Annotated in this window: 22 protein-coding genes and 2 pseudogenes; 14 read left to right on the top strand and 10 right to left on the bottom strand. The window is 71.4% G+C overall.

Annotated features, from left to right (window positions below; all coding sequences use genetic code 11):
* Positions 1-4 precede the first annotated feature (4 nt).
* From AMK21_RS35555 to AMK21_RS26495, 4 genes are all read left to right on the top strand, one after another.
* Positions 5-151 (top strand): hypothetical protein, encoded by a 147-nt coding sequence (locus AMK21_RS35555; protein ID WP_199863292.1) that lies wholly within the window; start codon positions 5-7, stop codon positions 149-151.
* Between the two features lie 85 nt (positions 152-236).
* A complete protein-coding gene (locus AMK21_RS26485; RefSeq protein ID WP_018514556.1) occupies positions 237-899 on the top strand; it encodes a vWA domain-containing protein in 663 nt (220 codons plus the stop codon).
* A complete protein-coding gene (locus AMK21_RS26490) occupies positions 896-1795 on the top strand; it encodes a protein phosphatase 2C domain-containing protein (RefSeq protein ID WP_073881708.1) in 900 nt (299 codons plus the stop codon). Before AMK21_RS26485 ends, AMK21_RS26490 begins: the two co-directional genes overlap by 4 nt.
* A complete protein-coding gene (locus AMK21_RS26495) occupies positions 1792-3123 on the top strand; it encodes a protein kinase domain-containing protein (RefSeq protein WP_073881709.1) in 1332 nt (443 codons plus the stop codon). Before AMK21_RS26490 ends, AMK21_RS26495 begins: the two co-directional genes overlap by 4 nt.
* 88 nt (positions 3124-3211) lie before the next feature.
* Here AMK21_RS26495 and AMK21_RS26500 read toward each other — a convergent pair whose 3' ends face one another.
* From AMK21_RS26500 to AMK21_RS26510, 3 genes are read right to left on the bottom strand one after another with little or no spacing between them, the layout of a single operon-like run.
* Complete coding sequence (locus tag AMK21_RS26500) at positions 3212-3997, bottom strand: inositol monophosphatase family protein (protein WP_073881710.1); 786 nt, start codon at positions 3995-3997, stop codon at positions 3212-3214.
* Position 3998: 1 nt separating this feature from the next.
* Entirely contained in the window at positions 3999-4328 is a 330-nt protein-coding gene (locus AMK21_RS26505) for a hypothetical protein (RefSeq protein WP_073881711.1), read from the bottom strand.
* Positions 4329-4357: 29 nt separating this feature from the next.
* Positions 4358-5839 carry a hypothetical protein gene (locus tag AMK21_RS26510; protein ID WP_073881712.1) on the bottom strand — a complete coding sequence of 494 codons (1482 nt, stop codon included), beginning with the start codon at positions 5837-5839 and terminating at the stop codon, positions 4358-4360.
* Between the two features lie 227 nt (positions 5840-6066).
* Here AMK21_RS26510 and AMK21_RS26515 point away from each other — a divergent pair, with 227 nt between their 5' ends.
* The 3 genes from AMK21_RS26515 to AMK21_RS26525 all read left to right on the top strand — a co-directional run bounded on the left by AMK21_RS26515 (position 6067) and on the right by AMK21_RS26525 (position 11204).
* Complete coding sequence (locus tag AMK21_RS26515) at positions 6067-8505, top strand: GTPase-associated protein 1-related protein (protein WP_079181260.1); 2439 nt, start codon at positions 6067-6069, stop codon at positions 8503-8505.
* Positions 8506-8648: 143 nt separating this feature from the next.
* Positions 8649-10745 (top strand): DUF6571 family protein, encoded by a 2097-nt coding sequence (locus AMK21_RS26520; RefSeq protein WP_234422056.1) that lies wholly within the window; start codon positions 8649-8651, stop codon positions 10743-10745.
* Between the two features lie 99 nt (positions 10746-10844).
* Entirely contained in the window at positions 10845-11204 is a 360-nt protein-coding gene (locus AMK21_RS26525) for a hypothetical protein (RefSeq protein WP_073881714.1), read from the top strand.
* A gap of 36 nt (positions 11205-11240) precedes the next feature.
* Here the strand turns inward: AMK21_RS26525 and AMK21_RS26530 are convergent, their stop codons facing one another.
* Entirely contained in the window at positions 11241-11705 is a 465-nt protein-coding gene (locus AMK21_RS26530) for an ATP-binding protein (RefSeq protein ID WP_073881715.1), read from the bottom strand.
* A 152-nt stretch (positions 11706-11857) separates the two neighbouring features.
* Here AMK21_RS26530 and AMK21_RS26535 point away from each other — a divergent pair.
* Positions 11858-12062 (top strand): annotated as a pseudogene (locus AMK21_RS26535) (helix-turn-helix transcriptional regulator); the annotation flags it as partial.
* A gap of 229 nt (positions 12063-12291) precedes the next feature.
* Here the strand turns inward: AMK21_RS26535 and AMK21_RS26545 are convergent.
* Complete coding sequence (locus AMK21_RS26545; RefSeq protein ID WP_073881716.1) at positions 12292-13134, bottom strand: DUF6461 domain-containing protein; 843 nt, start codon at positions 13132-13134, stop codon at positions 12292-12294.
* A 391-nt stretch (positions 13135-13525) separates the two neighbouring features.
* Here AMK21_RS26545 and AMK21_RS26550 point away from each other — a divergent pair, with 391 nt between their 5' ends.
* Positions 13526-13999 (top strand): hypothetical protein, encoded by a 474-nt coding sequence (locus AMK21_RS26550; RefSeq protein ID WP_073881717.1) that lies wholly within the window; start codon positions 13526-13528, stop codon positions 13997-13999.
* Between the two features lie 111 nt (positions 14000-14110).
* Here the strand turns inward: AMK21_RS26550 and msrB are convergent, their stop codons facing one another.
* From msrB to AMK21_RS26570, 4 genes are all read right to left on the bottom strand, one after another.
* On the bottom strand, positions 14111-14518 hold the full coding sequence (msrB, locus tag AMK21_RS26555; protein ID WP_073881718.1) for a peptide-methionine (R)-S-oxide reductase MsrB: 408 nt from the start codon (positions 14516-14518) through the stop codon (positions 14111-14113).
* Between the two features lie 10 nt (positions 14519-14528).
* Positions 14529-15923, bottom strand: coding sequence for a UDP-N-acetylmuramate--L-alanine ligase (gene murC, locus AMK21_RS26560; protein ID WP_073881719.1), 1395 nt, complete (start codon positions 15921-15923; stop codon positions 14529-14531).
* A 68-nt stretch (positions 15924-15991) separates the two neighbouring features.
* On the bottom strand, positions 15992-16444 hold the full coding sequence (locus tag AMK21_RS26565; protein WP_199863293.1) for an indole-3-glycerol phosphate synthase: 453 nt from the start codon (positions 16442-16444) through the stop codon (positions 15992-15994).
* 205 nt (positions 16445-16649) lie between these two features.
* Positions 16650-17510, bottom strand: a complete 861-nt coding sequence (locus AMK21_RS26570) for a pyrimidine reductase family protein (RefSeq protein ID WP_079181261.1) — start codon at positions 17508-17510, stop codon at positions 16650-16652.
* Between the two features lie 37 nt (positions 17511-17547).
* Between AMK21_RS26570 and zapE the strand changes: the two genes are divergently transcribed.
* From zapE to AMK21_RS26595, 5 genes and pseudogenes are all read left to right on the top strand, one after another.
* Positions 17548-18642, top strand: coding sequence for a cell division protein ZapE (gene zapE / locus AMK21_RS26575; protein WP_079181262.1), 1095 nt, complete (start codon positions 17548-17550; stop codon positions 18640-18642).
* Positions 18643-18752: 110 nt separating this feature from the next.
* On the top strand, positions 18753-19178 hold the full coding sequence (locus tag AMK21_RS26580; RefSeq protein WP_073881723.1) for an OsmC family protein: 426 nt from the start codon (positions 18753-18755) through the stop codon (positions 19176-19178).
* Positions 19179-19349: 171 nt separating this feature from the next.
* Positions 19350-20754: pseudogene (locus AMK21_RS26585) on the top strand (alkaline phosphatase PhoX).
* A gap of 254 nt (positions 20755-21008) precedes the next feature.
* The gene (locus AMK21_RS26590) at positions 21009-21722 is read left to right on the top strand and encodes a polysaccharide deacetylase family protein (RefSeq protein ID WP_234422060.1); all 714 of its coding nucleotides are present in this window, start codon (positions 21009-21011) and stop codon (positions 21720-21722) included.
* Between the two features lie 299 nt (positions 21723-22021).
* Complete coding sequence (locus AMK21_RS26595; RefSeq protein ID WP_234422057.1) at positions 22022-22513, top strand: hypothetical protein; 492 nt, start codon at positions 22022-22024, stop codon at positions 22511-22513.
* Positions 22514-22624: 111 nt separating this feature from the next.
* Here the strand turns inward: AMK21_RS26595 and AMK21_RS26600 are convergent, their stop codons facing one another.
* Complete coding sequence (locus AMK21_RS26600) at positions 22625-23299, bottom strand: AIM24 family protein (protein ID WP_073881725.1); 675 nt, start codon at positions 23297-23299, stop codon at positions 22625-22627.
* Between the last annotated feature and the right edge of the window lie 33 nt (positions 23300-23332).

Raw genomic sequence — 23332 nt, forward strand, 5'->3', positions numbered from 1 at the left:
GCCCATGCCGGTCGTCACACCGAACATCGCGCGGGGGCGTCGGCTGCTCCTCGCCCTGCTCGTCATCGCCTCCGTGCTCACGCTCGGCGGGCTCCTGGGCTGGGGGCTGGTGCACCTCGGAGACCTGCTGCCCGGTTGGCTGAGCGAATGACAGCACCCCGATCTTCCCCGACAGCACGACGTATCACACACCATGACAAGGAGGGCTTCGAGTGAGTGACATCCCCGGCGGTCCCATGGCGAACCGGCCGGTCCACTTCATCTGGCTGCTGGACTGCTCCTACTCCATGCAGGGCGAGAAGATCGGACAGCTCAACTACGCGATCCGGGAAGCCGTCCCCGAGATGCGGTCGGTGGCCCATGACAACCCGGCGGCCCAACTCCTGCTGCGTACGCTGACGTTCTCCACGGAGGCGCGGTGGCACCACAAGGACCCGGTGCCGGTCGACGACTTCACCTGGCAGGACGTCCAGGTCGACGGCATGACCAACCTGGGGGAGGCGCTGGAGGTCGTCTCCCGGGAGTTCCAGACCCCGCCGATGCCGCAGCGGGCCCTGAAGCCGGTGCTGGCGCTGGTCTCCGACGGGGTGCCGACGGACGACTGGAAGTCTGGTCTGCGGGCGCTGGACGCCACCCCGTGGGGCAAGAAGGCCGTGCGGGTGGCCATCGCGATCGGGGCGGACGCGGACCGCAGCGTGCTCCAGGAGTTCCTGGGCAACCCCGAGCTCCAGCCGCTGGACGCCAACAGCCCCAAGCAGCTGGCGGCGGCGATCCGCTGGGCCTCGACCGCCGCGGTCAAGGCCGCCTCCCAGCCGGTGGCGGCCCCCACCGACGCCACGGTCAAGCAACCGCCCTACGCGCCCCCGCAGTTGGACGACGACGATGACGACGTCTGGTGAGCGCTCCTGAGCGGCCGCTGTGGGAGACGCTCGAGCACAGCGTGCGGGGGGTCAACAAGCAGATCAACCAGGACTGGTACGTCGCCGAGGGATCCGGGTCGCAGGGCGATCCACTGATCCTCTCGGTGGCGGACGGCCATGGCTCGGCGGCGCACGCCCGCAGCCACATCGGTGCGCGGTGCGCGGTCGACCTGTTCGCCGTCCAGGCCCGCAGGTTCGCCGAACTGGCGCGCTCCGAGGGCCCGGACGGGACGACGCACAGTCTGAGCTGGCTGATGAACTACGCGCGCAACGAGCTGCCCCGGCAGCTGGTGGCCGCCTGGCAGGAGCAGGTGCTCGCCCACTGGGACCGCTACCCGGAGACGGTGAATCCGGCGGCCGAGCCGCCGCACAAGGGGCAGAAGCTGCTGCTGTACGGGGCCACGCTGGTCGGTGCGGTGCTCACCCCGCAGATGTTCGCGGCCTGGCAGCTGGGTGACGGTGAGCTGACGGTGATCGACGCCGACGGGGCGATCGTGCTGCCGCTGGCTCCGGTGGAGGCGGATCTCGGCGACGAGACGGAGTCCCTCTGCAGCCGGCAGGCCTGGAAGATGATCCGGGTGCACTGGGCGCCGGTCGTCGCGCGGAACCGCACTCCGCGGCTGGTCGCCCTGTCCACCGACGGCCTCTCCAAGAGCTTCGCCTCCGACGAGGGCTTCGCCCAGTTCATGACCGGGCTCGACCAGCGCCTCGCGAAGGACGGCGGACCCGACGACGTACGCGACGCCCTGCCCGGGTGGCTGGCCGAGGCGGCCCGCTACTCCGGCGACGACACGACCCTGGTCGCCGCCCGGCGGCCCGGCCCCGACGCGGCGGACCACGGCGCCGCGGCAGAGAGACCACGGAGTGACGCATGACCGGCATGCTCGACGGAGGAACACTCCTCACCGCTGACGACGGGGAGTCCGTCCGCGTCATCGACATGCTCGGTGCCGGCGGTCAGGGGGAGGTGTACCGGGTGGCGACCGCGTCCGGCGAGCGCGCCCTGAAGTGGTACTACCCGTCCTGCGCTACGCCCGAGCAGTCCGACATCGTGAAGGAGTTGGTCGCCCGGGACTTCGACGACGACCGCTTCCTGTGGCCGACGGCGTACGTGCCGTCGACCACGGGCGCGTTCGGCTATCTGATGGATCTGCGGCCGGACCGGTTCAAGGGGCTGCCCGATCTCTTCCGCCGCAGGCTGCGGACCACGCCGCGCGCTCTGCTGGCCGCCGCGCTCTACACGGTGGAGGCCTACCAGGCCCTGCACTCGCGGGGGATCGCCTACCGGGACATCTCCTGGGGCAACATCTTCTTCGACCCGGCCACCGGTGACGTCCTGGTCTGCGACAACGACAACGCCGTGGTCGAGGGGGACACCACCGGTATCTCGGGGACCATGGAGTTCATGGCGCCCGAGCTGGTGCGCGGCGAAGCGGGGGCCAGGCCGGGCACCCAGTCCGACCTCCACTCGCTGTCGGTGCTGCTGTTCATGTTGTTGATGAATCATCACCCGCTGAAGGGCAGGCGGGAGTTGGACATTCACTGCCTCGACGAGGCGGCGGAGAAGCGGCTGTACGGGAAGCAGCCGCTGTTCGTCTTCGACCCTGTCGACCAGGCGAACGCCCCCGACCCCGTCGAGCAGTCCACCGTCCTGCACACCTGGGCGGCGGCTCCCCCGGCGCTCCAGGACCTGTTCACGCACAACTTCACCGTGGGCCTGCACCAGCCGACCGCCCGGGTGCGCGAGTCGCAGTGGCGGGACGCGCTGCGGTCGGTCCTGGACGCCATCGTGGACTGCGCCGACTGCGGCCGCCAGAACATGACGCAGCCCACAGCGAACACGGCGGGGACGTGCTGGTCCTGCGGCAGCCCCCTGATCCTGCCGCCCCGGCTCAGCATCATCACGCCCCCGCCCCGCTCCGAGCGCCACGTCCGGCTGCGCCGGAACGCCCGGGTGCACGAACACCACCTGGCGCCGGAGCCGACCCGGCACGACTACAGCGACGCCACACTGGTGGCCGAGCTGACCGAACACCCGAGCAGGCCGGGGAAGTTCGGGCTGGCGAACCGGTCGTCGACGAGCTGGACGGGGACGCGTTCCGACGGCACATCGCAGGAGATCGCCCCGGGCCAGACGGTCCCGCTCCGGGCGGGCCTGCGGCTCGACCTGGGCGGCGCGCAGGCGGCGGTCCACGCGAAGTGACACCCTGTGGCCCTGTGGCCCTGGAGCCCTGGAGCCCTGGAGCCCTGGAGCCTTGGAGCCTTGGAGCTCCGGGGGGCACGTCACGGCTTCAGCTGCCGCGGATCATCGACATGAGCAGCCCGTGGGTCTCCTCGTCGGCGGCGGCCACCAGCCCGTGGCCCTCGCCGACCGGGGAGCCGTCGACCCCGGTGACGACACACCCGGCCGCCCGGCACAGGGCGATACCAGCGGCGAAGTGCACGCTCCCGGAGAGGTCGCCGCCGTCGGTGACGTACGCGGCGCGCCTTCCGGCGGCGACCCAGGCCAGCGCCAGGGTCGTGGAGACGACGCGCGGCCGGAAGCGTTCGGCGAACCCGGGGTGGGCCAGGAGCTCCACGGCACGGAACCCCGGGGCGCTCGGGAACGGCGGATCGAGGTTGACGTCCACCAGCCGGGTGGCGGAGGTGGGCGCCAGCAGCGCGTCGTCGGCCCCGTCCTGCCGTACGTGGGCCCTCTGCCCGTCGGTGAAGTAGACCTCGCCGCCGAAAGGGTCGGCCACCGCCGCCGCCCCGTCGCGCAGCGCCACGTTGACGGCGACCAGCAGGTTGCCCACGGCGTAGTTCAGCGTGCCGCACAGGGGGTCGACCAGCCACTGGCGTACGGCCTCGGCAGGACCGGCCCCCTGCTGCCCGCCCTCCTCGCCCAGCACCGCGTCACCGGGCCGGGCGGCGCGGAGCACATCGAGGACGGCCTCCTCGGCCGCCACATCGGCGGCGGTGGCGAAGTCCCCGGCGCCTTTGTCGATCCGGGTGAGCCGCCGGCCGTACAGGCCGCGGACCACATCGGCGCCGGCCCGCGCCCCGGCTATCGCGACGTCGACATCGGTGGGTGCCATCTCAGAGCCCGACCAGGCGCCCGATCTCCTGGGCCAGGGCGATCCCGCCACTGCCCGCCGCGAGCCCCACCGTCAGCGTCTCCAGCGCCTGTCGGATCCGCCCCTGGTCGGCGGGGCGCCCCTCCTCCCCCGCCCGGACCAGCTCGCCGCGCACGATCTCCGCCTGCGCCGCGAGCTCCGGCCGCCCCGCCTCCTGGCGGACGAGCCGGACGAGGTCGGCGGCCAGCTTCAGCGCCTCGGCCGGGGGTGTGCCGTAGGCGACCTCGATCTTTCCGTGGTCGCCGAAGTTGCTCGGGCCGGAGATGTCGCCGTGGAAGTTGTACGTGCTCATGTCGCTCCTGGTGATCGGTGGGTGCGGGCTCAGGGAGTGGGGCCCGCGGCCGCCGGGGCCTGGGCTCCCTGCCCGTAGGCGGCGGAGATCTGTCCGTTGTTGCCGATGTTGGCGGGTCCGGTGATGTCGCCGGAGATGTTGTACGTCTGGGTGTTGATGACCTGCTGGGCCTGGTCGAAGGAGCTGGTGTCCACGTTGTGGTCCTTCAGGAACCGCTCGGTCGCGATGAGCACGCCCTGCTGGAGCCGGTGCAGGAAGTCCTGCGAGTCGGTGCGCTCGGAGTGCCCCAACTGGTCCCAGGAGGCGACCCGTTCGCGCAGGCTGTCCGTGGTGCCGTAGTCGTGCAGCGCGTGCTTCTTGGTGATCTCCTTGCGCGCCTTCTCCAGCTCGCGGGCGCGCCGCTTGAGTTCGGCGTTACGGCGTCCGACCCGCCCGGGGGCGCCGGTCAGCCCGGACCAGGTGTGCGAGGTGGCGAACCGGAACAGGCTCCACCAGCGCTCGAACCCGTCGCGCGGGATGTAGTCCGCGCCGTAGTAGCGGGCGTGCAGCGGCGGGATGCAGTAGGCCGCGACCTCCCAGGAGAGGCTGGGGTGCTGGAGTCGGGCCCGCAGGTGCATGGAGACGATGACCCGGCCGCCCTCGCCGACCCGCTCCAGGCTGAGGTAGGTCCGCATCCCCGCGCCGGGCTTGAGCAGCCCCGCCTTGACCAGCGGCGGCGGGATCTCGCTGTTGGGCGGCCGCAGCCGGTCGGGCAGCACCTCGTCGCCGAGGTAGAAGACCTGGGGGCCGAGCACGTAGAGCCGGTTCTGCGCCCGGAGCCCTTCGAGACCGGCGAGGTTCCCCAACTCCCTTGCCAGGTACGTGTGGAGGTCGACGGCGTCGAAGGGGACCAGGGTCGCCTTGCCGCCGCCGGGCGCGTCGGCGGGGCGGCTGATGTCGATCGGCTGCCAGACCGTCTCCTTGATCTTGTCCCCGCTGCCGACGAACGGGTTCTGCCGTTCCGCGCTCTGGGTGTACGGCACCATGTTCGGGCGTCGCAGCCCGCGCAGCCGCCGTTCGGCCTCGTCGGCCACCTCGGGTGCGAGGTCCTGGGGGCGGGCGGCGGCGGAGTAACGCACGGCGAGGGCGTCGCCGCGGGCCTGGGCTTCGGCCCGGCGCACCAGCCACCAGGTACAGCCGAGCACGAGCAGCAGCACGGCGAATGCCGCCTCCGCCAGGCCGGGCGCACCACTCACCAGGCCGCCGATCACGCTCAGCACGGCGAGCCACCACACCGCGCAGAGCCAGGCCAGCCTGCGGTCGCGGAGGTCGGTCCGCCCGGTCGCACGGCTCGCGTGGCGGGCCAGGGCCAGCAGGTTCACGCCCAGCGGCAGGCCGGTCGCGGTGAGACGGTCCCCCGAGAGCTCCTGGTGCGCGTACCGGGCGAACGCGTCGTCCAGGTGCACCGACGAGCACAGCAGTCTGGTGGTCGCGTCCTTGTCGTACGTGGGCAGACTGGGCACCTGCCGCATCGTTTCCCCCCTTCCGGCGCGCCCGGGCCGGCGCACCCCCCACAGTCTTCTACACAACGGCCGCTCACGTGTCCTGGAACGGCCCTGGGGCCAGCACCTGACGCAGCGTAGGGATACCGCCCCCGTCCTTGATAACGTCGCCCCCGCGGCCGTGGACTTCTCCCCCGACCCGGTCGCGTGTGGGTGGAGCGGGGACCCGGTCGCGGCAGGACGAAGAGGGCCGACAATTGAGCCTTGCACAGGTGCACCACATCTCCGCCGCGCCGGGGGACGAGGCGGCGGGCCGGTTCACGGCGGTCGGGCCGGGGGTGTCGGCGGCGCTGCTCGCGGAGATGGAGCCGCTGGTCGGGTACGCGCTCCCCGGCGGAGTCCCGCACCGGCCGGCCGACGCCGAACTCCGCTCGCTGCCGCAGGCGTTCACGTACGCGGTCCTGTCCGACGGCAGCCGCTTCGTCGGCCGTACGGCTCCGGCGCGCGGCGACGGCACGGCGCCCGTCCGGTTCCACACGCACGCGGTGCACATACCCCCGGGCGTCCCGCTGCCGGGCGACCGGCTGCCGGTGGAGGCATGGCGCTCGCCGCACTGGGTCTCCGCGACGCCGGTCGGCGGCGGCGGGCTGTCCGACCCGCTCGGCATGCTGCCGCCGGGCCCCGCGCCCGTACGGGAAGGGCTCGACGACTTCGCCGTGTCGCGGGGTCCGTGGCTGGCGGCCGTGCTCGCCGATCTGCGCCGGGCGAGCGAGGATGTGGCCCAGGCGGGCGGGCCGGTGGTGCTGGTGGAGAGGCAGAGCGCGGATGTGGCGCGCTGGCTGGGGCTGGCGGCGGTGACCCTGCCGAGGGAGAACGTGGAGCGGCTGACGTTCACCACGTACACGCGGCGGCCGGGCGCTTCGGCGTTGCGGGTGGTGGGTGCGCTGCCCGAGGACGCGGCGGTGGCGCGGGAGGCGGGGCTGCGGGTCCATGTGTGCGCGGACCGGCCCCCGGTGGACGGCGCGCCGGACGCGTGGGCGCGGACGGCGGCCCGGGTGTGGCGGAGCCGGGCGCCGGAGCTGTTCGAGGAGGCGCGCGGGCTGCCCGGGGAACCCTTCGCCGCCGGGCCGTTGGCCGTGATCGCGCTGTGCGCGGGGGTCGCGCTGGGTCCCGAGGAGCGTGCGGCGGCGGCCGGCTGGGCGGCGGAGCGGCCGTACGTGCTGGACGCGAAGCGGACCGGCCAGTTGGTGGAGGCGCTGACGTCGCCGGGGATCGATGACCGTACGGGCTCCGAGTTCGACGCGGTGGGACGGCTGTTCGGGGCACTGGACGGGCGGTGCCCGGCCTCGGTCACCGCACCGCTCGCCGCGATGCTGGTGACGGAGGCGGTGCGGGGCGGCAACGGTTCGCTGGAGCTGCCGCGCCGGGACGCGTTCGTGGGCCCGGACGGGGAGGCGATCGCGGGAGTGCTGGGCCCGGAGATCCTGACCGAGCTGGAGAGCGGTGCGGGCGGGGCGCGGCCGGTGGCACGGACCGTACAACTGCTGCGAGTGGCAAGGCTGTTGGGCGTGAACGGCACAGAGGTACTACCGAAGGCCGTCGACCGGCTGGTCCGGGCGATCCTGACGGAGGTGGACGGGTCCGAAGGGACCCCCGCCTTCGCCCCGGCCCTCCTGGAGTTGCTGGACGAGCAGTTCGACGTACGGACGGCGCTGCTGGGCACGCTGGACCGGATCGCGCCGGAGGACCCCGGGGCGGTGGCCCGGCTCCTGGAGCGGGTCGCGCTGCCGTTCACCGGGACACAGTCCCTGCCGCACCTGCGGATGTGCGCCGAGGTGCCGGGGGCGATGACGACCCTCGGCCGGGACCGGACGGCTGTCTGGCACCGGGTCCTGCGGGCGGCCGGCCTCTCCCCGTTCGCCGAGCCGCTGGTCCTGCGTACGGCCGTGGGCCTGGTCTGGGAGGACCGGGCGCCCACGGTGGAGGAGGCCCGGCTGCTGCTGGAGGCGGCGACCTCGGACGCGCACCGGGCGGCCGGGACGTGGGCCCGGCTGGTCGACGCGGCGCTCGGCGCCCCGGCGGACACGGAGGACGGCACCGCGCTGGCCCACGACCTGCTGCGGGCCTTCCCGCAGGAGATCGGCGGCCGCGAGCGCGCCGCGCTCCAGCTCCTCGAACTCTGCCGCGACCTGCGCACCGGCGCACCGGAACCCGGCTGGACGGAGCAGGTCCGCACCCTGCGCGACCGGGCCGCCCCGCTCGAACCTGCGGTCCAGGAGCGGGCGTTCACGGCCCTGGTGGAGCGTCTGCTGGCACCGGACCGGCCGGGCGCGGAACTGTACGCCTTCGTCCGCAGCGACGACGCCGACCTGATCGCCGCCTACGACCGCGCGGCCCGCGCCGAGCCGACCCGCGCACGCCTGCGCACCCACCCCGCCTACGCGGCCGACTGCTTCACCAACTGGACCGCCCACCCCCACGCGGGCACAGCCTGGACGACCACGGCCGCCGCCCTCCTGGACGAGGTGCTGCGCCCGGCGGTGCGCGGGATGACGGCGGAGGCCGTGGCGGAGGTGGAGGAGACGGTGGGCCGGACGGGCAGCAGCGGCCGGGCGAACGCCTTCCGCGACTGGAACCGGTCACGCTCGCTGGGCCGTCTGGGGCGGCGGATCGCGGGGCGGGTACGGCGGGGCTGAGGGGGCAGAGGGCGTCCCCTCAACCGGTCGACCTTCGCCGCACATCACACATGCAAACGTTGCTCATCCGCGCTCCGGATAAGCTGGCGCCTGGCGGGTGACTCCGCTCCGCCGCGCTCCGACCAGCCGTTCATGGGGGAACCGTGCTGAACTTCGACGATGTGGTGCACGCACCTGTCGGCAAGCTGAAGACAGCAGTCGACGACTGGACCACGATGGTGACCAAGCTGGAGAAACTCGCCGAAGACGCCCGGAACGGCATGAAGGCGAGGGCGAGCAAGGCGTCCTGGGAAGGCGTCAACGCGGGCGTCACCAAGGCGTTCATCGGAAAGACGGCAGCGGAGTTCGACGACGCGGTGGCCCAGGCGCGGGGCATCAAGTCCCTCCTGGTGGACGCCCACACTTCCTTCGCGTACGCCAAGAAGACACTGGTCGCCATTCGCGACGAAGAGGGCCCCGCAGCCGGCGTGATGGTCAGCGCGACCGGCAAGGTGTCAGCCCGGCACGACCTGGAGAACTTCCCGGGCGCGCGTAACGACCCGGACTATCCAGAGGCATTGCGCAAGCAGAAGGCTGCCATCACCTCTTGGCAGAAGAGGATCGACCGGCTCGTCGAGGACTGCTCCGATGCCGACGAGTCCCTGAAACGTGCCCTGGAAGCCAACATCAAGAGCGAGCACGACTTCAGCCGACCCACGTACAAGTCACTCGACGCGGAGCAGGTGGGCCACGCGTCGGAGCTGCTGAAGCAGGTCACGGGAGAAGGCGGCACAGCCCGTAACGTCGAGGCGCTGCGCAAACTCGAAGAGATCATCGACGACAACCGCAACGACCCCGAGTTCGCCACCGCCTTCTACCGCAAGCTGGGGGCTGAGGGCACACTGGAGGCATTCACGCGGATGTCCCTGGACTCCACGTCCCTCGGCCCGGCCGGGCAGGACCGGGTGAGCGTGGTCCGCAACATCCAGAGCGACATGGGGGCGATGCTCGGCCTGGCCACCACGACGTCGGTACCGAACCACCTGGATGCCACCTGGACCACGCAACTGCTCAAGGCGGGCCGCAAGGAGATCGATGTCTCCGGCTTCGCGGGCGTCGGCACCAAGGTCTTCGGCTATCAAGCCCTCGGCGCACTGCTGCGGAGTGGCACGTACGACCAGCAGTTCCTGACGTCGGTCGGCCGGGACATGATCGCCATGGACAAGAAGAACCCCGGGATCTGGTCCCAGAATCTGCCCTACGACCAGAACATGGCGATCAACCTGGGCACGGAGGGCGGAAGGGGCTTCAACCCGGTCACCGGCCTCATGGAGGCCATGAGCAGGCACCCCACGGCGTCGGCGGAGTTCTTCAGCGAGGGTCTGCGGGAGGACACCAACAAGGACGGCATCGTCACCCTGCAGGACAAGGTGACGAGCGGCAAGGACGCGCAGAGCGTCGTCGACTACCTGCTCGACAAGAAGCCGACGGACGACTGGTACGACACCACGGCCGACAGCGGCTCCTCGGTCGGCCAGAGGGCCATGGGCAACGCCCTGGAGGCGGCGGTCACGGGCCGCGTCCCCGGCGACGACGACGCACCTCCGGTACGCCACACCAAGGACATGAGCGGCGTCATGGAAAAGGTCGTCGAGAAGATCGGCGCGAACCCAGAACTCGTATCGGCCAAGGCGGGCGACCCGGAAGCCCCACTGAGCGCACTGGCCCCGCAGTTCGGCAACATGGCGGCGGAGTACATGCCGGACCTCCAGGCGACCGACGAGAACGCGGCGGGCCAGATCAAGCCGTTCGGCGAACCGGCCGAATTCGAGAAGCACTTGATGACGAGGTTCCTCGGCTCGGTCGGCCAGGATCCCGACGCCTATGGTGCGATCTCCCATGCGCAGCAGGCCTACACGACGGCACTGGTGAGCGATGTATTCAGCCACCCCGAGCGCCATACTGATATGGGCGAGGCGATCCGTAACGCCGTCCATTCCGGCGGCGAGATCGCAGGAATGATGTCCGAGGCGAGGGCGCACGCGATCGTCGAACTGAAGACGCACGAGAACGAGGAGTACAACGAAGGCATCGCGGAAAATGCAAAGTGGACGAATCGAATCATTGATCTCGTCGGCGCGAAATACGTGGAACTACGGATCCATCTGAGTGGCGCCCGCGGCCAGAACGAGCGCAAAACCCTCCCCGGCCTCCTCAGCCAGTTCACCGCCTTCGCTCAGAAGGAGCTCAAGTGCGCATGACGGTGCAGAGCGCTTGGCCCGGCCGGAGCGCGCGGGCGGTGCGAACGGGCCGGGCGGGGCCACACCACAGGGCCGGAGCCGCCGACTAGAATCGTGTGCATGTCGAAGCCTGACGAGTTGCTCGTTGATGTCGCCGCCCTGGTGGAGTCCGGAAACAGCAACCAGATGTCGCTGACCGTCGTCGCCGGGGGTGCCGTCATCACCGGCCGGCTGGCCCCCGAGGCCGTATGGAGACAGCGGGTGTCGGAGGTCCTGGCGGACTCGGCCCAGCTGAGCGAGTTCTCCGCCGCCTTCACCGCCGCCGCCCGCAAGGAGGGGCAGCCCACGCATCTGCACTTCCACGTGGCGCGGATTCTGCAGGGCTCGGTGGGCATCCCCGAGACGGGCGGGATGTACCGCGTGGCGATCGAGGACGTCAGCGCCTGGACCATGGGCGACTTCAGCTACTCCGACCGCTGACCGCACCGCCACCGGGGCCCCCGCCGCCGACGGCGGTCAGTACAGCAGGTCCAGCTCCGCACGGACCGTCTTACCGGGCGGTTCGCGGTCGACGACGGCCCAGCGGTCCGCCAGCGCGTCCACGATCAGCATGCCGCGCCCGCCGTCGTCCCCGTCCTCCGGTGCGGTGATCTCGCCGGGCCCGGGGGGCCGGCACTCGGTACGGGTGTCGGACACCTCGATCCGCAGCACCCCGAGAGTCTCCCGGTCGCCGGGCGCGTGCCGCAGGCACAGCTCGAAGTCGCGGCCGGGGACCCGCCCATGGGTCACGGCGTTGGCCGTCAGCTCTCCGATGATCAGGGCCGCCGACTCCGAGGCGTCACTGAGGTACGGGATGCCCCAGGTGTGCAACTGGTAGAGCCCGACGCGGCGGGCGAGCCGGGCACCGCGCGGATTCGAGCTGAACCGCCGCCTGAACACACGTACGGTTACATCGGGTTGGGTCCTCGTAGGTGCTTCCATGCCTCCAGATTGCGGGCCTCGGACGCCCGCCACCAGGTCACCGACCCGTACGCTGAGTCAGCGTACGGGTGCGAAGGGTAGACAGTACGGATCACGTTCCGTGAGCGTGAACGGGTTACGAACCAGGACAGCGCACGGGGAGGTGGCCGTACATGACGCACGGCACGGAGCATCGACAGCACGTACGGGACCTTCAGCAACGGCGGCGGACGCAGCGGCGAACCCGAACCGCAGTACAGCCTCCAGATGTTCGGAGAAGTCGTCAAGAACTTCCGCAAGCGGGCGGGCCTGACGCAGGAGCAGTTCGCTCCGCTCGTCGGGTGCTCCCCCGAGACCGTCGCCTCCATCGAGCAGGGCCTCGGAGCCCGCGCGTGCGCATCAGTTGGCCGAGGCGATGCAAGGCCTCGTGGACGACGTGGAACGCGCAGCGGTCACCCGCTGGCTCACGAGCACGGTCGAGATCCTGCGCCGGTCGACGGCCAACTGACCCGGACGCAGCAGGCACGCCCGCAGGGCTGATCAGGTCGTCCTCGGTGAGCGACGTCGCCATCGCCACCGAGGCGCACTGCACGCACTCGCCCGCTCCTCACTCACCTGTCTCGCGCTCCGAACGGCCCTTGACCGACGACTCTTTGAAGGTGATCACCACTCGCGTGTTCGCCTCCGCCCCTGCGCGGTCCGGCGCCGTCGCGATCTCCTGGTGGGTCACTTTCGCGTGCAGGCGCGCCACGTGGGCATCGGGGATGTCGATGACCGGGCCGGTCCACTCCTCGGCGGGCTGTTCGGGGACGAGCCCCAGCTCGTACACGGCGTCCTGGAGGAGGGACTCGGTGAGGCGTACGCCGGTGAGCCTCTCGGCCAGAGCGAGAACCGCCGCCTTCCGGTCGACGTCCGGGGCGCGCTCGTCGTGCTCTCCCTCGGAGGTCAGAGGCGCGCCGACCTCCTGCAGCACGCGGACCAGTTCATCGGGGGTGTTGCCGTCGCGCGACCAGGGGAACTCGAACGTGGTGCGGAGCTCGCTGTCCTCGAACCAGTGGAAGAGGTCGATGGGCTTGCCACCGTTGGTCGAGTGCGCCACGATCCGGCCGTCCTTCGACAGTTCCTCCACGCACGGCACCGCGAGCCCCAGTCCGCCATCGAAGGCGAGGACGAGTGTCCAGTCGCCGTTCTCGCCCGGAGCGCTGAAGGCGCCCGCGACGTAGGAATCGTCCCAGTAGCCGTCCTCCCGTTCGGCGCGGTGAGCGCCGTCCGCCTCGATCAGCCCGGCCGTTCCCTGCCCGGTGCCGCGCGGTTCCGCCTCCATCGCACGCAGCACCTCGCGCGGGGTCCGCCCCCGTACCAGGGTCAGGGTGTATCCGCTGCCCATCATGTGGCGGAAGAGCGGCGAGGTATGGGTCCAGGCGTAGTCGTGCGCGGTCACCGAGTTCATACGGCGCAGTGTGCCTGATGCCTCCGACAACGCCAGGCTGGACGCATCCACAGCACACGCGGTCTCAGACGGGCGGCACCTTCCGGGAGGTATACGTGTCCGTCGCGAATCCGAACGAGGGTCTTTGACGTTCGGAACGTCACGCCCAGCCATCGCTTGGACGCCGCCCGGCCGGGCGGCGTCCAAGACGATTCTGTGCTTGAGTCGCCGATTCGATCCGACAGAAGACACGATGACACTGTGGTGGGCGAGGGGCACCTCGAACTTCTAGCCTCACCGACCGCAGAACGCCCGCCCGGTCCGGGCGCCGGTGCCGGGCGGGTAACGTAAAGAGGTACTGATTGACTCGTGGGCCTCCTGGCGGGCTGCGTGAACCCCAGGAGGAGCCGATATGACGACCAACCGTGGACGCAAGGACGTCATCCGCGACCGGATGGCCGCCACCGGCGAGTCGTACAACGTCGCCGCCCGCAACCTCAAGGCCATGAAGGACATGGGCGCCACCCGCGAGGCCGTCCTCGTGCAGCGCTGGAAGCCCGCCGACACCTTTGACGTGCCCTGTCCGTGCGGCGGGACCTGCGAGCCCGGTGAGACCTGCGACCACTGCCACGCCCTCCACCGCCATGTGAAGCGCTACCCGGGCTCCACCACCGAGGTCGAGATCTGGGCCGACCGCTACGAGTGCACCGGCTGCTCCTCCTCGTACACCCTGACCGTCCGCCTGGCCGGGCGGCCCTGGGGTGTCGCGGAGACCGTCGTGCAGGGCGGGTCGGCCGAGGAGGTCGTACGGGCCCGGGTCTTCCCCGGGGTGATCCACCCGCTGCTGCGGTCCGAGGCGGCCGAGAAGAGTGACGACGGCGAATGACAGTCGAAGGGGACGCGCCCTTCGGGGCGGGCGGCCCCATGACAGTGCCCCGGCCACCGGAACCTCAGAGTCCGGGCCGGGGCACTCGGCTGTCAGGGACGCCCTGCGGCGTCAGCTCTCGTCCGGTGCCAGCGTCAGCGAGATCGAGTTGATGCAGTAGCGCTGGTCCGTGGGGGTCGGGTAGCCCTCGCCCTCGAAGACATGGCCCAGGTGCGAACCGCAGCGGGCGCAGCGCACCTCGGTGCGGACCATGCCGTGGGCGCGGTCCTCGACCAGCTCGACCGCGTCCGTGTCCTTCGGGTCGTAGAAGGACGGCCAGCCGCAGTGCGACTCGAACTTGGTGTCGGAGCGGAACAGCTCCGCCCCGCAGGCCCGGCAGGAGTAGACGCCCGCCGTCCTGGTGTCGGTGTACTCGCCACGGAAGGCGGGTTCGGTGCCGGCCTGGCGCAGGACCTGGTACTCGGCCGGGGACAGCTCCGCCCGCCACTGCTCGTCCGGCTTCTCGACGTCGTACGGCACGGCTCGCTCCTCAGCTCGACAGGTGGTCCAGGATGCGCGGGCCGAGGTCGGTGACGTCGCCCGCTCCCATGGTGAGAACGAGATCACCGGGCTTGGCCATTCCCGCGACGGCGGCGGGGACGTCCGCCTGGTCGTGGACGGCGGTGACCTCGGCGCCGGCTGCCTTCGCCGCGTCGATGATCAGGACGCTGGTGACGCCCGGGATCGGGTCCTCGCGGGCCGGGTAGACGTCCAGGACCACGGAGGCGTCGGCCAGCGCGAGGGCCTGGCCCATCTCGGTGCCCAGCTCCTGGGTACGGGAGAACAGGTGCGGCTGGAAGACGACCAGGATGCGGGCGTCGGCGGCGGCGCCGCGCATGGCCTCCAGGTCGGCGGTCATCTCGGTGGGGTGGTGCGCGTACGAGTCGATGACCTGCACGCCCGCCGCCTCGCCCTTGAGCTGGAGGCGGCGCTTGACCCCGGTGTAGCTGCCGATCGCGGAGGCCAGGTTGTGCGCCGGGATGCCGAGGGCGACCCCGGCGGCGAGGGCGGCGACCGCGTTGTGGGCGTAGTGGCTGCCGGGGACCGAGACGGTGAAGGTGAGGAACTTGCCGTTGAGCAGGACCGTGACCTCGCTGGTCAGGCCGCGCGGGGTGACCTTGTGGACGCGGACGTCGGCGTTCTCGGCGGAGCCGTACGTGACGACCTTGAGGTCCGAGAGGTCGCGGACCCGGCGGGTCAGCTCGACCGCGCCGGGCTGGTCGGCGGAGATGACCAGGGTGCCGCCGGGGACGACCTTGCCGACGAACGTCTCGAAGGAGTCGTAGATCTCGTCCATCGAGGCGTAGTTCGCGTGGTGGTCCAGCTCCACGTTGAGGACGATCGCGACCTCGGGGTCGTATTTCTGGAAGCTGCGGTCGCTCTCGTCCGCCTCCGCGACGAAGATGTCTCCCTCACCGTGCGTGGCGTTGGTGCCGGGGCCCTCCAGGTCGCCGCCGATGGCGTACGAGGGGGCCAGGCTCAGCGAGGAGAGGGCGACGGCCAGCATGGACGTGGTGGTGGTCTTGCCGTGGGTTCCGGCGACCGCGATGGCCCGGAGGCCGTTCATCAGGGAGGCCAGCGCGTCGGAGCGGTGCACCACCGGGACGGCCAGCTCGGCGGCGCGCAGCAGCTCCGGGTTGTCGGCGCGGATGGCGCTGGAGACGACCACGCAGGACGCGTCGTCGGCCAGGTGCCGGGCCTCGTGCCCGATGTGCACGGTCACCCCCAGCGCCCGAAGCGACCCGACGGTGGCGGACTCCTTGGCGTCGCTGCCCGCCACCTTCGCTCCGCGCTGGGCGAGGATCTTCGCGATGCCCGACATTCCGGCGCCGCCGATGCCGATGAAGTGCGGTCGTTCCATGGCGGCGGGAATGCCGGGTGCCATCTGTGCTCCTGCGCGTCGGTTCGGATTTCGAGTCGCGGCCGAGGGCCAACCCGGACCGCGAGGCCAGCCTATTCGCTGTGCGCGAAGAGCTTGAGCACCGGGACGCCGACCTTGTGCCGGGCCCGCGAGGCCCAGTCGCGGTGGAAGAACTCCTCCACGTAGTGCGGGGCGGTCAGGACGATGACCTCGTCCGCGCTCGCCTCCTCCACGACGGTGGTCAGTTTGTCCAGGGGGTGGGCCTCGATCACCTGTCCGACCGCCTCGGCCCCCGCCTCGCGCAGGGCCCGTAGCGAGTACTCCAGGCCGATCTCGGCGGGTTCGCGGGCCTCCTTGCCCTCCGGTTCCTCACCCTCGCGCACGGCTTCCCTGAGCTCCCCCATCGCCACGTCGTCGATCGCGCGCAGCAGGGCATCGGCCTGGTCGCCGCGCGGCTGCAACAGAACGACGAACGAGATCCGCTCCTCGCCGTGGAGGGTGGTGACGAAGTCCACGTCCTCCGGAGTGAGCGGCTTCTCGATCATCAAAACGCTTGTGAACACGACAGGCGCCCTTCCGCTTCTGCGTCTCGCCGACAGCCGGCTCGGCCGTCGGCGGTCGTTTGCTGAAACCATCCTTCCCCGTGCTTCCACGGGGACTGCAGAGGTAAGTGTGCCCAGCCGAAGCTAACCGGAACGGGTAATTCCGCTAAGTGTCCCTCCCCCGGTTACCGCAGGTCCCTCCCCTCGGTCACCGCACACCCCTCCGTCGGTACCGCCCGAAGAGGAACCCGTCCTCCTCCAGGAGGGACGCCAAGGCGAAACGTTCCGGCACGATCACTCCGGGGCCTCCCGCGATCCGCTGCGCGTCCCCGGCCGTGAGCATCGGCGAGAGCGTCAGGCAGAGCTCGTCCAGCGCCCCCGCCGCCACGAACTGGCCGAGCAGCCGGGGACCGCCCTCCGTCAGCTGCCGCCGCAGACCCCGGTCCGCCAGCTCGCGCACCGCGCGCGCCGGGTCCACCCGGGTGCCCTCGCCGGCGATCACCACCTCCGCGCCCGCCTTGCGGGCCGCGGCGATCCGGTCGGCGGGAGCCCCGGCACCGGTCACCACGAGGGTCGGGACGAGCGGCTCGGTGAACAGGGGCAGCGAGAAGTCCAGGTCCAGCGAGCCGGTCACCACCGCGACGGCGGGCGCGGGTCCCTGCCCGGCCGCCGCCCGCCGCGCCGCGAAGGCCTCCCGGGCGCGGGCCGGGCGGTACCCCTCCAGACGTACGGTCTCGGCTCCGGCGATCACCACATCGGCCAGGGCCCTCAGGGTGCCGAAGATCCGCATGTCGGCGGCGCAGGAGATGGGCTGCGAGCGGCCGTCGTGCTGGGCGGCGCCGTCGAGGGTGGAGACCATGTTGGCGCGCAGCCAGAAGCTCCCGGGCCCTGCGGCGGGGAGGTCCGTGGGGTAGGCGTACGCGTCGGCCAGCTCGTCGAGGCTCCACTCGCGGTCGGCACGGCCTTCGCGGCCGGGTTCGCGGTCCTCACGGTAGGCGAGCGGCCCGGACGGGTCCTCGCCTCCCGAGGTGCTCGTTGTCAGGTCCGTCACAGGGAACAGGCTTCGCATGGGGTGCAGTCTGGCACGGGCCTTAAGGTGGAGAGTTGTGTCGTCCTCCACCGCGTTTCCGGGGCAGAGCCCCCTTGCCGAAACGGCCCCGCTGTCCCTGTGCGCCCGCGAGCCGCGCGTCCCCGCCGACCGTCTGGTGGCGGAGATGGTGCCGCCGCCGCGCTTCGATTCGGTGCGTTTCGACACCTACGTACCCGACCCGAACCAGCCCAGCCAGAGCGAGGCCGTCACCGCCCTCGCGGGCTTCGCGGCCGGGCTCGGCGGGTCGCACGCGACGGGTACCGGACGCCGCAAGTGGTTCGGGAGCAAGAAGCCGGCCGCGCCGACCGGGCCGCGCGGGGTGTATCTCGACGGCGGTTACGGCGTCGGCAAGACCCACCTGCTCGCCTCCCTCTGGCACGCCACGCCCGCGGAGCCGTCGCTGAAGGCGTTCGGTACGTTCGTCGAGCTGACGAACCTGGTCGGTGCGCTCGGTTTCCAGCAGACCGTGCAGACCCTGAGCGGGCACCGGCTGCTCTGCATCGACGAGTTCGAGCTCGACGACCCGGGCGACACCGTCCTGGTCTCCTCGCTGCTCAGCCGGCTGGTGGAGCACGGGGTGGCGCTGGCCGCGACCTCGAACACGCTGCCGGGCAAGCTCGGCGAGGGCCGGTTCGCCGCCGCCGACTTCCTCCGCGAGATCCAGGGCCTGTCCGCGCACTTCCGCCCGCTGCGCATCGACGGTGAGGACTACCGGCACCGCGGGCTGCCCGAGGCCCCGCCGCCGTACTCCGACGAGCAGGTCACCCGCTCCGCGTACGCCACGCCGGGCGCGTCGCTGGACGACTTCCCGGGGCTGCTGGAGCACCTGGCGCGGGTGCACCCGAGCAGGTACGGGGCGCTGACCGACGAGCTGGGCGCGGTCTGCCTGACCGGGGTGAGCGCGGTGCCCGACCAGTCGACCGCGCTGCGCCTGGTGGTGCTGGCCGACCGGCTGTACGACCGGGAGGTGCCGGTGCTGGCCTCCGGGGTGCCGTTCGACCAGTTGTTCAGCGACGAAATGCTGAACGGCGGGTACCGGAAGAAATACTTCCGGGCGATCTCGCGGCTGACGGCACTGGCACGTGACGCGAAGGGCCTGGTGGCGCAGTAGGTTCGGGGGGTGACACCGGGTGCCCGTTCGGCGGCGTGCCCGCAACTCCGTTCGCGTACAACCGCGTACGACTCCCGTACAACCGCATACACCGTTTGAAGGGATCCAGTATGGCTACCACGCGTCAGGCGCACACGGTCTGGGAAGGCAACCTGATCGAGGGCAAGGGGATCGTCACCTTCGACTCCTCCGGCATCGGTGAGTACGACGTCTCCTGGCCGGCCCGCTCGGAGCAGCCGAACGGCAGGACGAGCCCCGAGGAGCTCATCGCGGCCGCGCACTCCAGCTGCTTCTCCATGGCGCTCTCCAACGGGCTCGCCAAGGCCGGCACCCCGCCGACCAAGCTGAACACCAAGGCCGAGGTGACCTTCCAGCCCGGTACGGGCATCACCGGCGTCCACATCACCGTCGAGGGCGAGGTCCCCGGCCTCGACGAGGACGGCTTCGTGAAGGCGGCCGAGGACGCCAAGGCGAACTGCCCGGTCAGCCAGGCGCTGACGGGCACGACGATCACGCTGTCGGCCTCCCTGGCCTGACCCCGCGCGGCCCGGGCGGAGCCCACGAGCGCCGGCCGGTGCTTCGGCGGCCCCGGCCGGGCCGTCCCAGCTGCAACGCGAGGCGCGGGGGCGCGCATGGTTCCCCCGCGCCTTAGTGCGTGCTACACACATGCGGGTCACGTCACCTGTCCGCCAACAGGGAGTTGCCTGATGTCATCCGAAACCCGGAACACAACGACCGCAGCGCCCGCGCCCCGGCACACCGCGACACGACGACAGGCCCTGGCAGGCAGCGGCGCAGCGGCCGCGATCGCCTTCACCGGGGCCTTCTCCGAACTCTTCGCGGGCACGGCCGCCGCCCGCGGCCACGGCGGCTACGGCCCCCTCGTCCCCGACCCGGACGGCCTGCTCGACCTGCCGAAAGGTTTCCGCTACCGGGTACTGTCCCGGGAAGGCGACCCGCTGCGCTCCGGCGAGGGCGTGGTGCCCGGCAACCACGACGGCATGATCGCCCTCGCGGGCCGCCACGGCCGGGTCCACCTCGTCCCGCAACCACGAGAACCGGCACACCGCGAAGACCGGCGTCCCGACCGTCGCGGGCCTGACCTACGACCCGGCGGCCAGGGGCGGCTGTACGTCCCTGGAGCTCGACGGCCGGAACAAGGTCCTCGGCGAACGGGTCGCCATCGCCGGAACGGCGGTCAACTGCGCGGGCGGGCCCACCCCCTGGCGCACCTGGCTGACCTGCGAGGAGACCGAGGACAAGGCCGGGACCAACGGATACACCAAGGACCACGGCTTCATCTTCGAGGTGGACGGCGCCGACCCGCGCCGCACCGGGGCCGTCCCGCTGACCGCGATGGGCCGCTTCCAGCACGAGGCGATCGCGGTCGACCCGAAGAACGGGATCGTGTACGAGACGGAGGACGCGTTCGACAAGCCGTTCGGCCTCTTCTACCGCTTCCTCCCCGAGAAGCCGCTCGGCGGCACCGGTTCCCTGCGGGCGGGCGGGGTGCTGGAGGCGATGCGGGTACCGGGACTGCCGGACCTCTCCGTGGTCCAGGAGACCGGGGCGAGCTTCGACCGGGTCGGGTGGGTGCCCGTACCGGACCCGCTGGCGGCCGAGACCCCGATCCGGCTCCAGGACTTCGGCCGGAAGGGCATCACGCACGCCCAGAAGCTGGAGGGCTGCTATTGGGGCGGCTCGTCCGTCTACTTCGTCTCCAGCTTCGCCCGCAGTGACGAGGGCTCGGCGGCCGACCACTACGGCCAGGTCTGGCGGTACGAGCCGAAGAAGCGCCGGCTCACCCTGGTCGTGGTCTTCGGCCCGGACACCGACATCCAGCTCCCCGGCGAGTCCCCGGACAACATCTGCCTGGCCTCCGACGGGGGCCTGATGGTCTGCGAGGACGGCGGTGGCGCGCAGCACGTGCTGGGGGTGACCCGGCGGGGCGAGGTGTACACGATGGCGCGCGGGCGGCAGAACATCGGGACGCCCGAGGAGCCGGAATGGGGCGAGTTCGCGGGGGTCACGTTCTCGCCGGACGACTCGACGATGTACGTGAACTGCTACACGCCGGGGACGACGTTCGCGGTGACGGGGCCTTGGCGCTGAGGGGCCCGCGGTGCAGAAGGGGCCGCCATACCGGGGTGCCGGTATAAGCCGATAAGCAGAATGTCGGATACGTTCCGTGAGTGATCACTACTGCACGGAAACGGAAGACGCTCTGCCTGACGGTCGCGGGGGTGCTGCTCGGCGGCGCCCTGGCCGGGTGCGAGGGCGGCGGCGCCCCCGCACCCACGCCTACCCCTCCCCCTACGGCTCCCGCTCCCGCTGCAGCCTCCGTACTCCCGAAGAAGCCGCCCACGATGGCCCCCGGCCCCGCCGGGCGCACCCCGGTCTACGAGCGGCGGCCGACGGGCGGAGGCCCGGCGGAGGAGGCCGCGGCCGAGAAGGTCGTGGCGCTCACCTTCGACGCGGATATGACGGCCGATCAGGGCCCCAGGGCGAAGGCGGGCGAGCGCTTCGACAACCCGGAGCTGATCGCGCTGCTGCGGCGGCTGAAGGTGCCCTCGACCGTGTTCATGACCGGGCGGTGGGCGGAGGAGTACCCGGCGCAGGCGAAGGGGATCGGCACGGACGACCTGTTCGAGGTCGCCAACCACTCGTACAGCCACTACGCCTTCACCGCCGACTGCTACGGCCTGCCGGTGGTCGCGAAGGACGCCATGGCCCGCGATGTGGAGCGGGCCTTCTCGGCGTTCCGGCAGGCCGGGGTACGGAACGTGGTGCCGTACTTCCGCTTCCCCGGCGGCTGCTACGACGACGCGGCCCTGCGCGCGCTGACCCCGGCGGACGTGACGGCGGTGCAGTGGGACGTGGTGAGCGGTGACGCGTTCGCGACGGACGCGGGGGCGGTGGCCGAGCAGGTGCTGGACGAGGTGCGGCCGGGGTCGCTGGTGGTGATGCACTGCACGCGCAGCGCGGCGCCGGTCACCGCTGAGGCGATCAGCAGAATCGTTCCGGAGCTGCGAAAGCGGGGCTACCGGTTCGTGAAGGTGTCGGAGCTGATGGAGGGCTGATGGACCCCACGGCCGAACGGACAGGGTCCGGCCCCGGCGTACGTCACGGGGCCAGGCCTGGCAGCCGGGAGAAGCAACCCTCCCATCACGGAAAGGCGGGCTGGATGTCCTCGGCATCGGCCACGAGGCCGTCACCGACGAGCACACGTACCCGGGTTCGAGCGCGGTGACTTCGTCGAGGCCATCAAGAGCTCCCGCCGGCCGGAGTGACCCGGGGGCTCTGGCGGCCGAGTCCGCGGGAATCCGCCCGTCCGCCAGGTGCGATGGCTACTGTGTGAGATATGACAGCAATAAGGAACATGCGTTCGAATAGAGTGGCGGTGGCGCTGATCGCTGCCGCCGCGGTAGGGGTGTTCGGGGTGGGCGGCGCGCTGGCCGCGAGTACTTCGGACGGCGGGCCCGTGAGTCCGTCGTCGGTGCCCGGCGAGACCCCGCCTGACGGCTCGAGTGGCTCCGACGGCGGCACCGTCAGCGGCTCCGGCGGAACGGACGGCGGGTCGGACGGCGGCACCGTCAGCGGCTCCGGCGGGTCGGACGGCGGCACCGTCAGCGGCTCCGGGGGAACGGACGGCGGCGGTTCCGGAGAAACCGGGGGATCCGAACCCAGCTCCAGCCCCAGCGGGCCGGTGCCCACGAGCGGGCCCGGCCCCACGCCGACGACCCCGGCCGATCTCGCGGAGGTCGCCAGGCGCATCGACGACCTGGAGAAGAAGGTCGATCAGCTGCCCACCAAGAAGGAACTGGCCGACGCGCTGCGCGCGTTCGCGGACTCCCTGGAGCAGCAGGACTGAGGGGACGCCCGGACCTCCGTGGTCCCACGTGCGTGCCGGGCTGCCCGGTCAGGGATGACCGGGCAACGGCACGCCGGGCGTGCGCGGTCGACGGACCCGGCTCGCACCGGGTCAGCCGGTCGCCTTCTCCGGCCGGGCCTCGCTGGGCCGCACGATGACGAATCCCTCGCCCTGGAGCATCAGCTGCACGGCCTCACCCGAGCCGCCGCGCACCATCGACCCGACGCTCTGGGAGCGGTGCAGGGTGGTCGTGAGCTGCTGGCTCCAGCCGACGACCGCGTCCGTGTCCACGTAGACGGGCTGGGCGCCCGTCACCGGGATCACGATGGGGGTGCCCTCACACATCAGGCCGAGCTTGCCGTAGCCCGTGAAGACGCTGTTGAAGAGACCGCCGCCGATCATTCCGGCACCCTTCACGGTCTTGATCTCGTACGAGAGGGTGGCGTCGAAACAGAGCACGTTGCGGCCGTTGATGGTGATCTGGTCGCCTTGGTCCATCTCCAGGATGAAGCAGTTGGCGGCCTCGTGCGCGAACCACGCCTCGCCCTGCCCCCGTACGGCCATGAGCGCGAGGCCCTCGCCGGTTACCGCGCGCTTGAGCATGCCGCCGATGCCCTGGCCCTTGCGCTCGAACTGGAGGTTGCCGCGGAAGGCGATCATCGAGCCCTGGCGGGCGTGCATCTCCCCGTTGACGGCGTATTTGATCGACTTGGAGTTCTGCAGGGTCATGCCGGGGGCGGTGGCCGGCTGGGCCATGTGCTCGCTGGAAAAGAGATCGCTCTTCATACGGAGCATCCTCACCCGGACCGGCCCGTCAAG

The sequence above is a fragment of the Streptomyces sp. CB00316 genome (assembly GCF_001905595.1).
GTDB lineage: Bacteria > Actinomycetota > Actinomycetes > Streptomycetales > Streptomycetaceae > Streptomyces.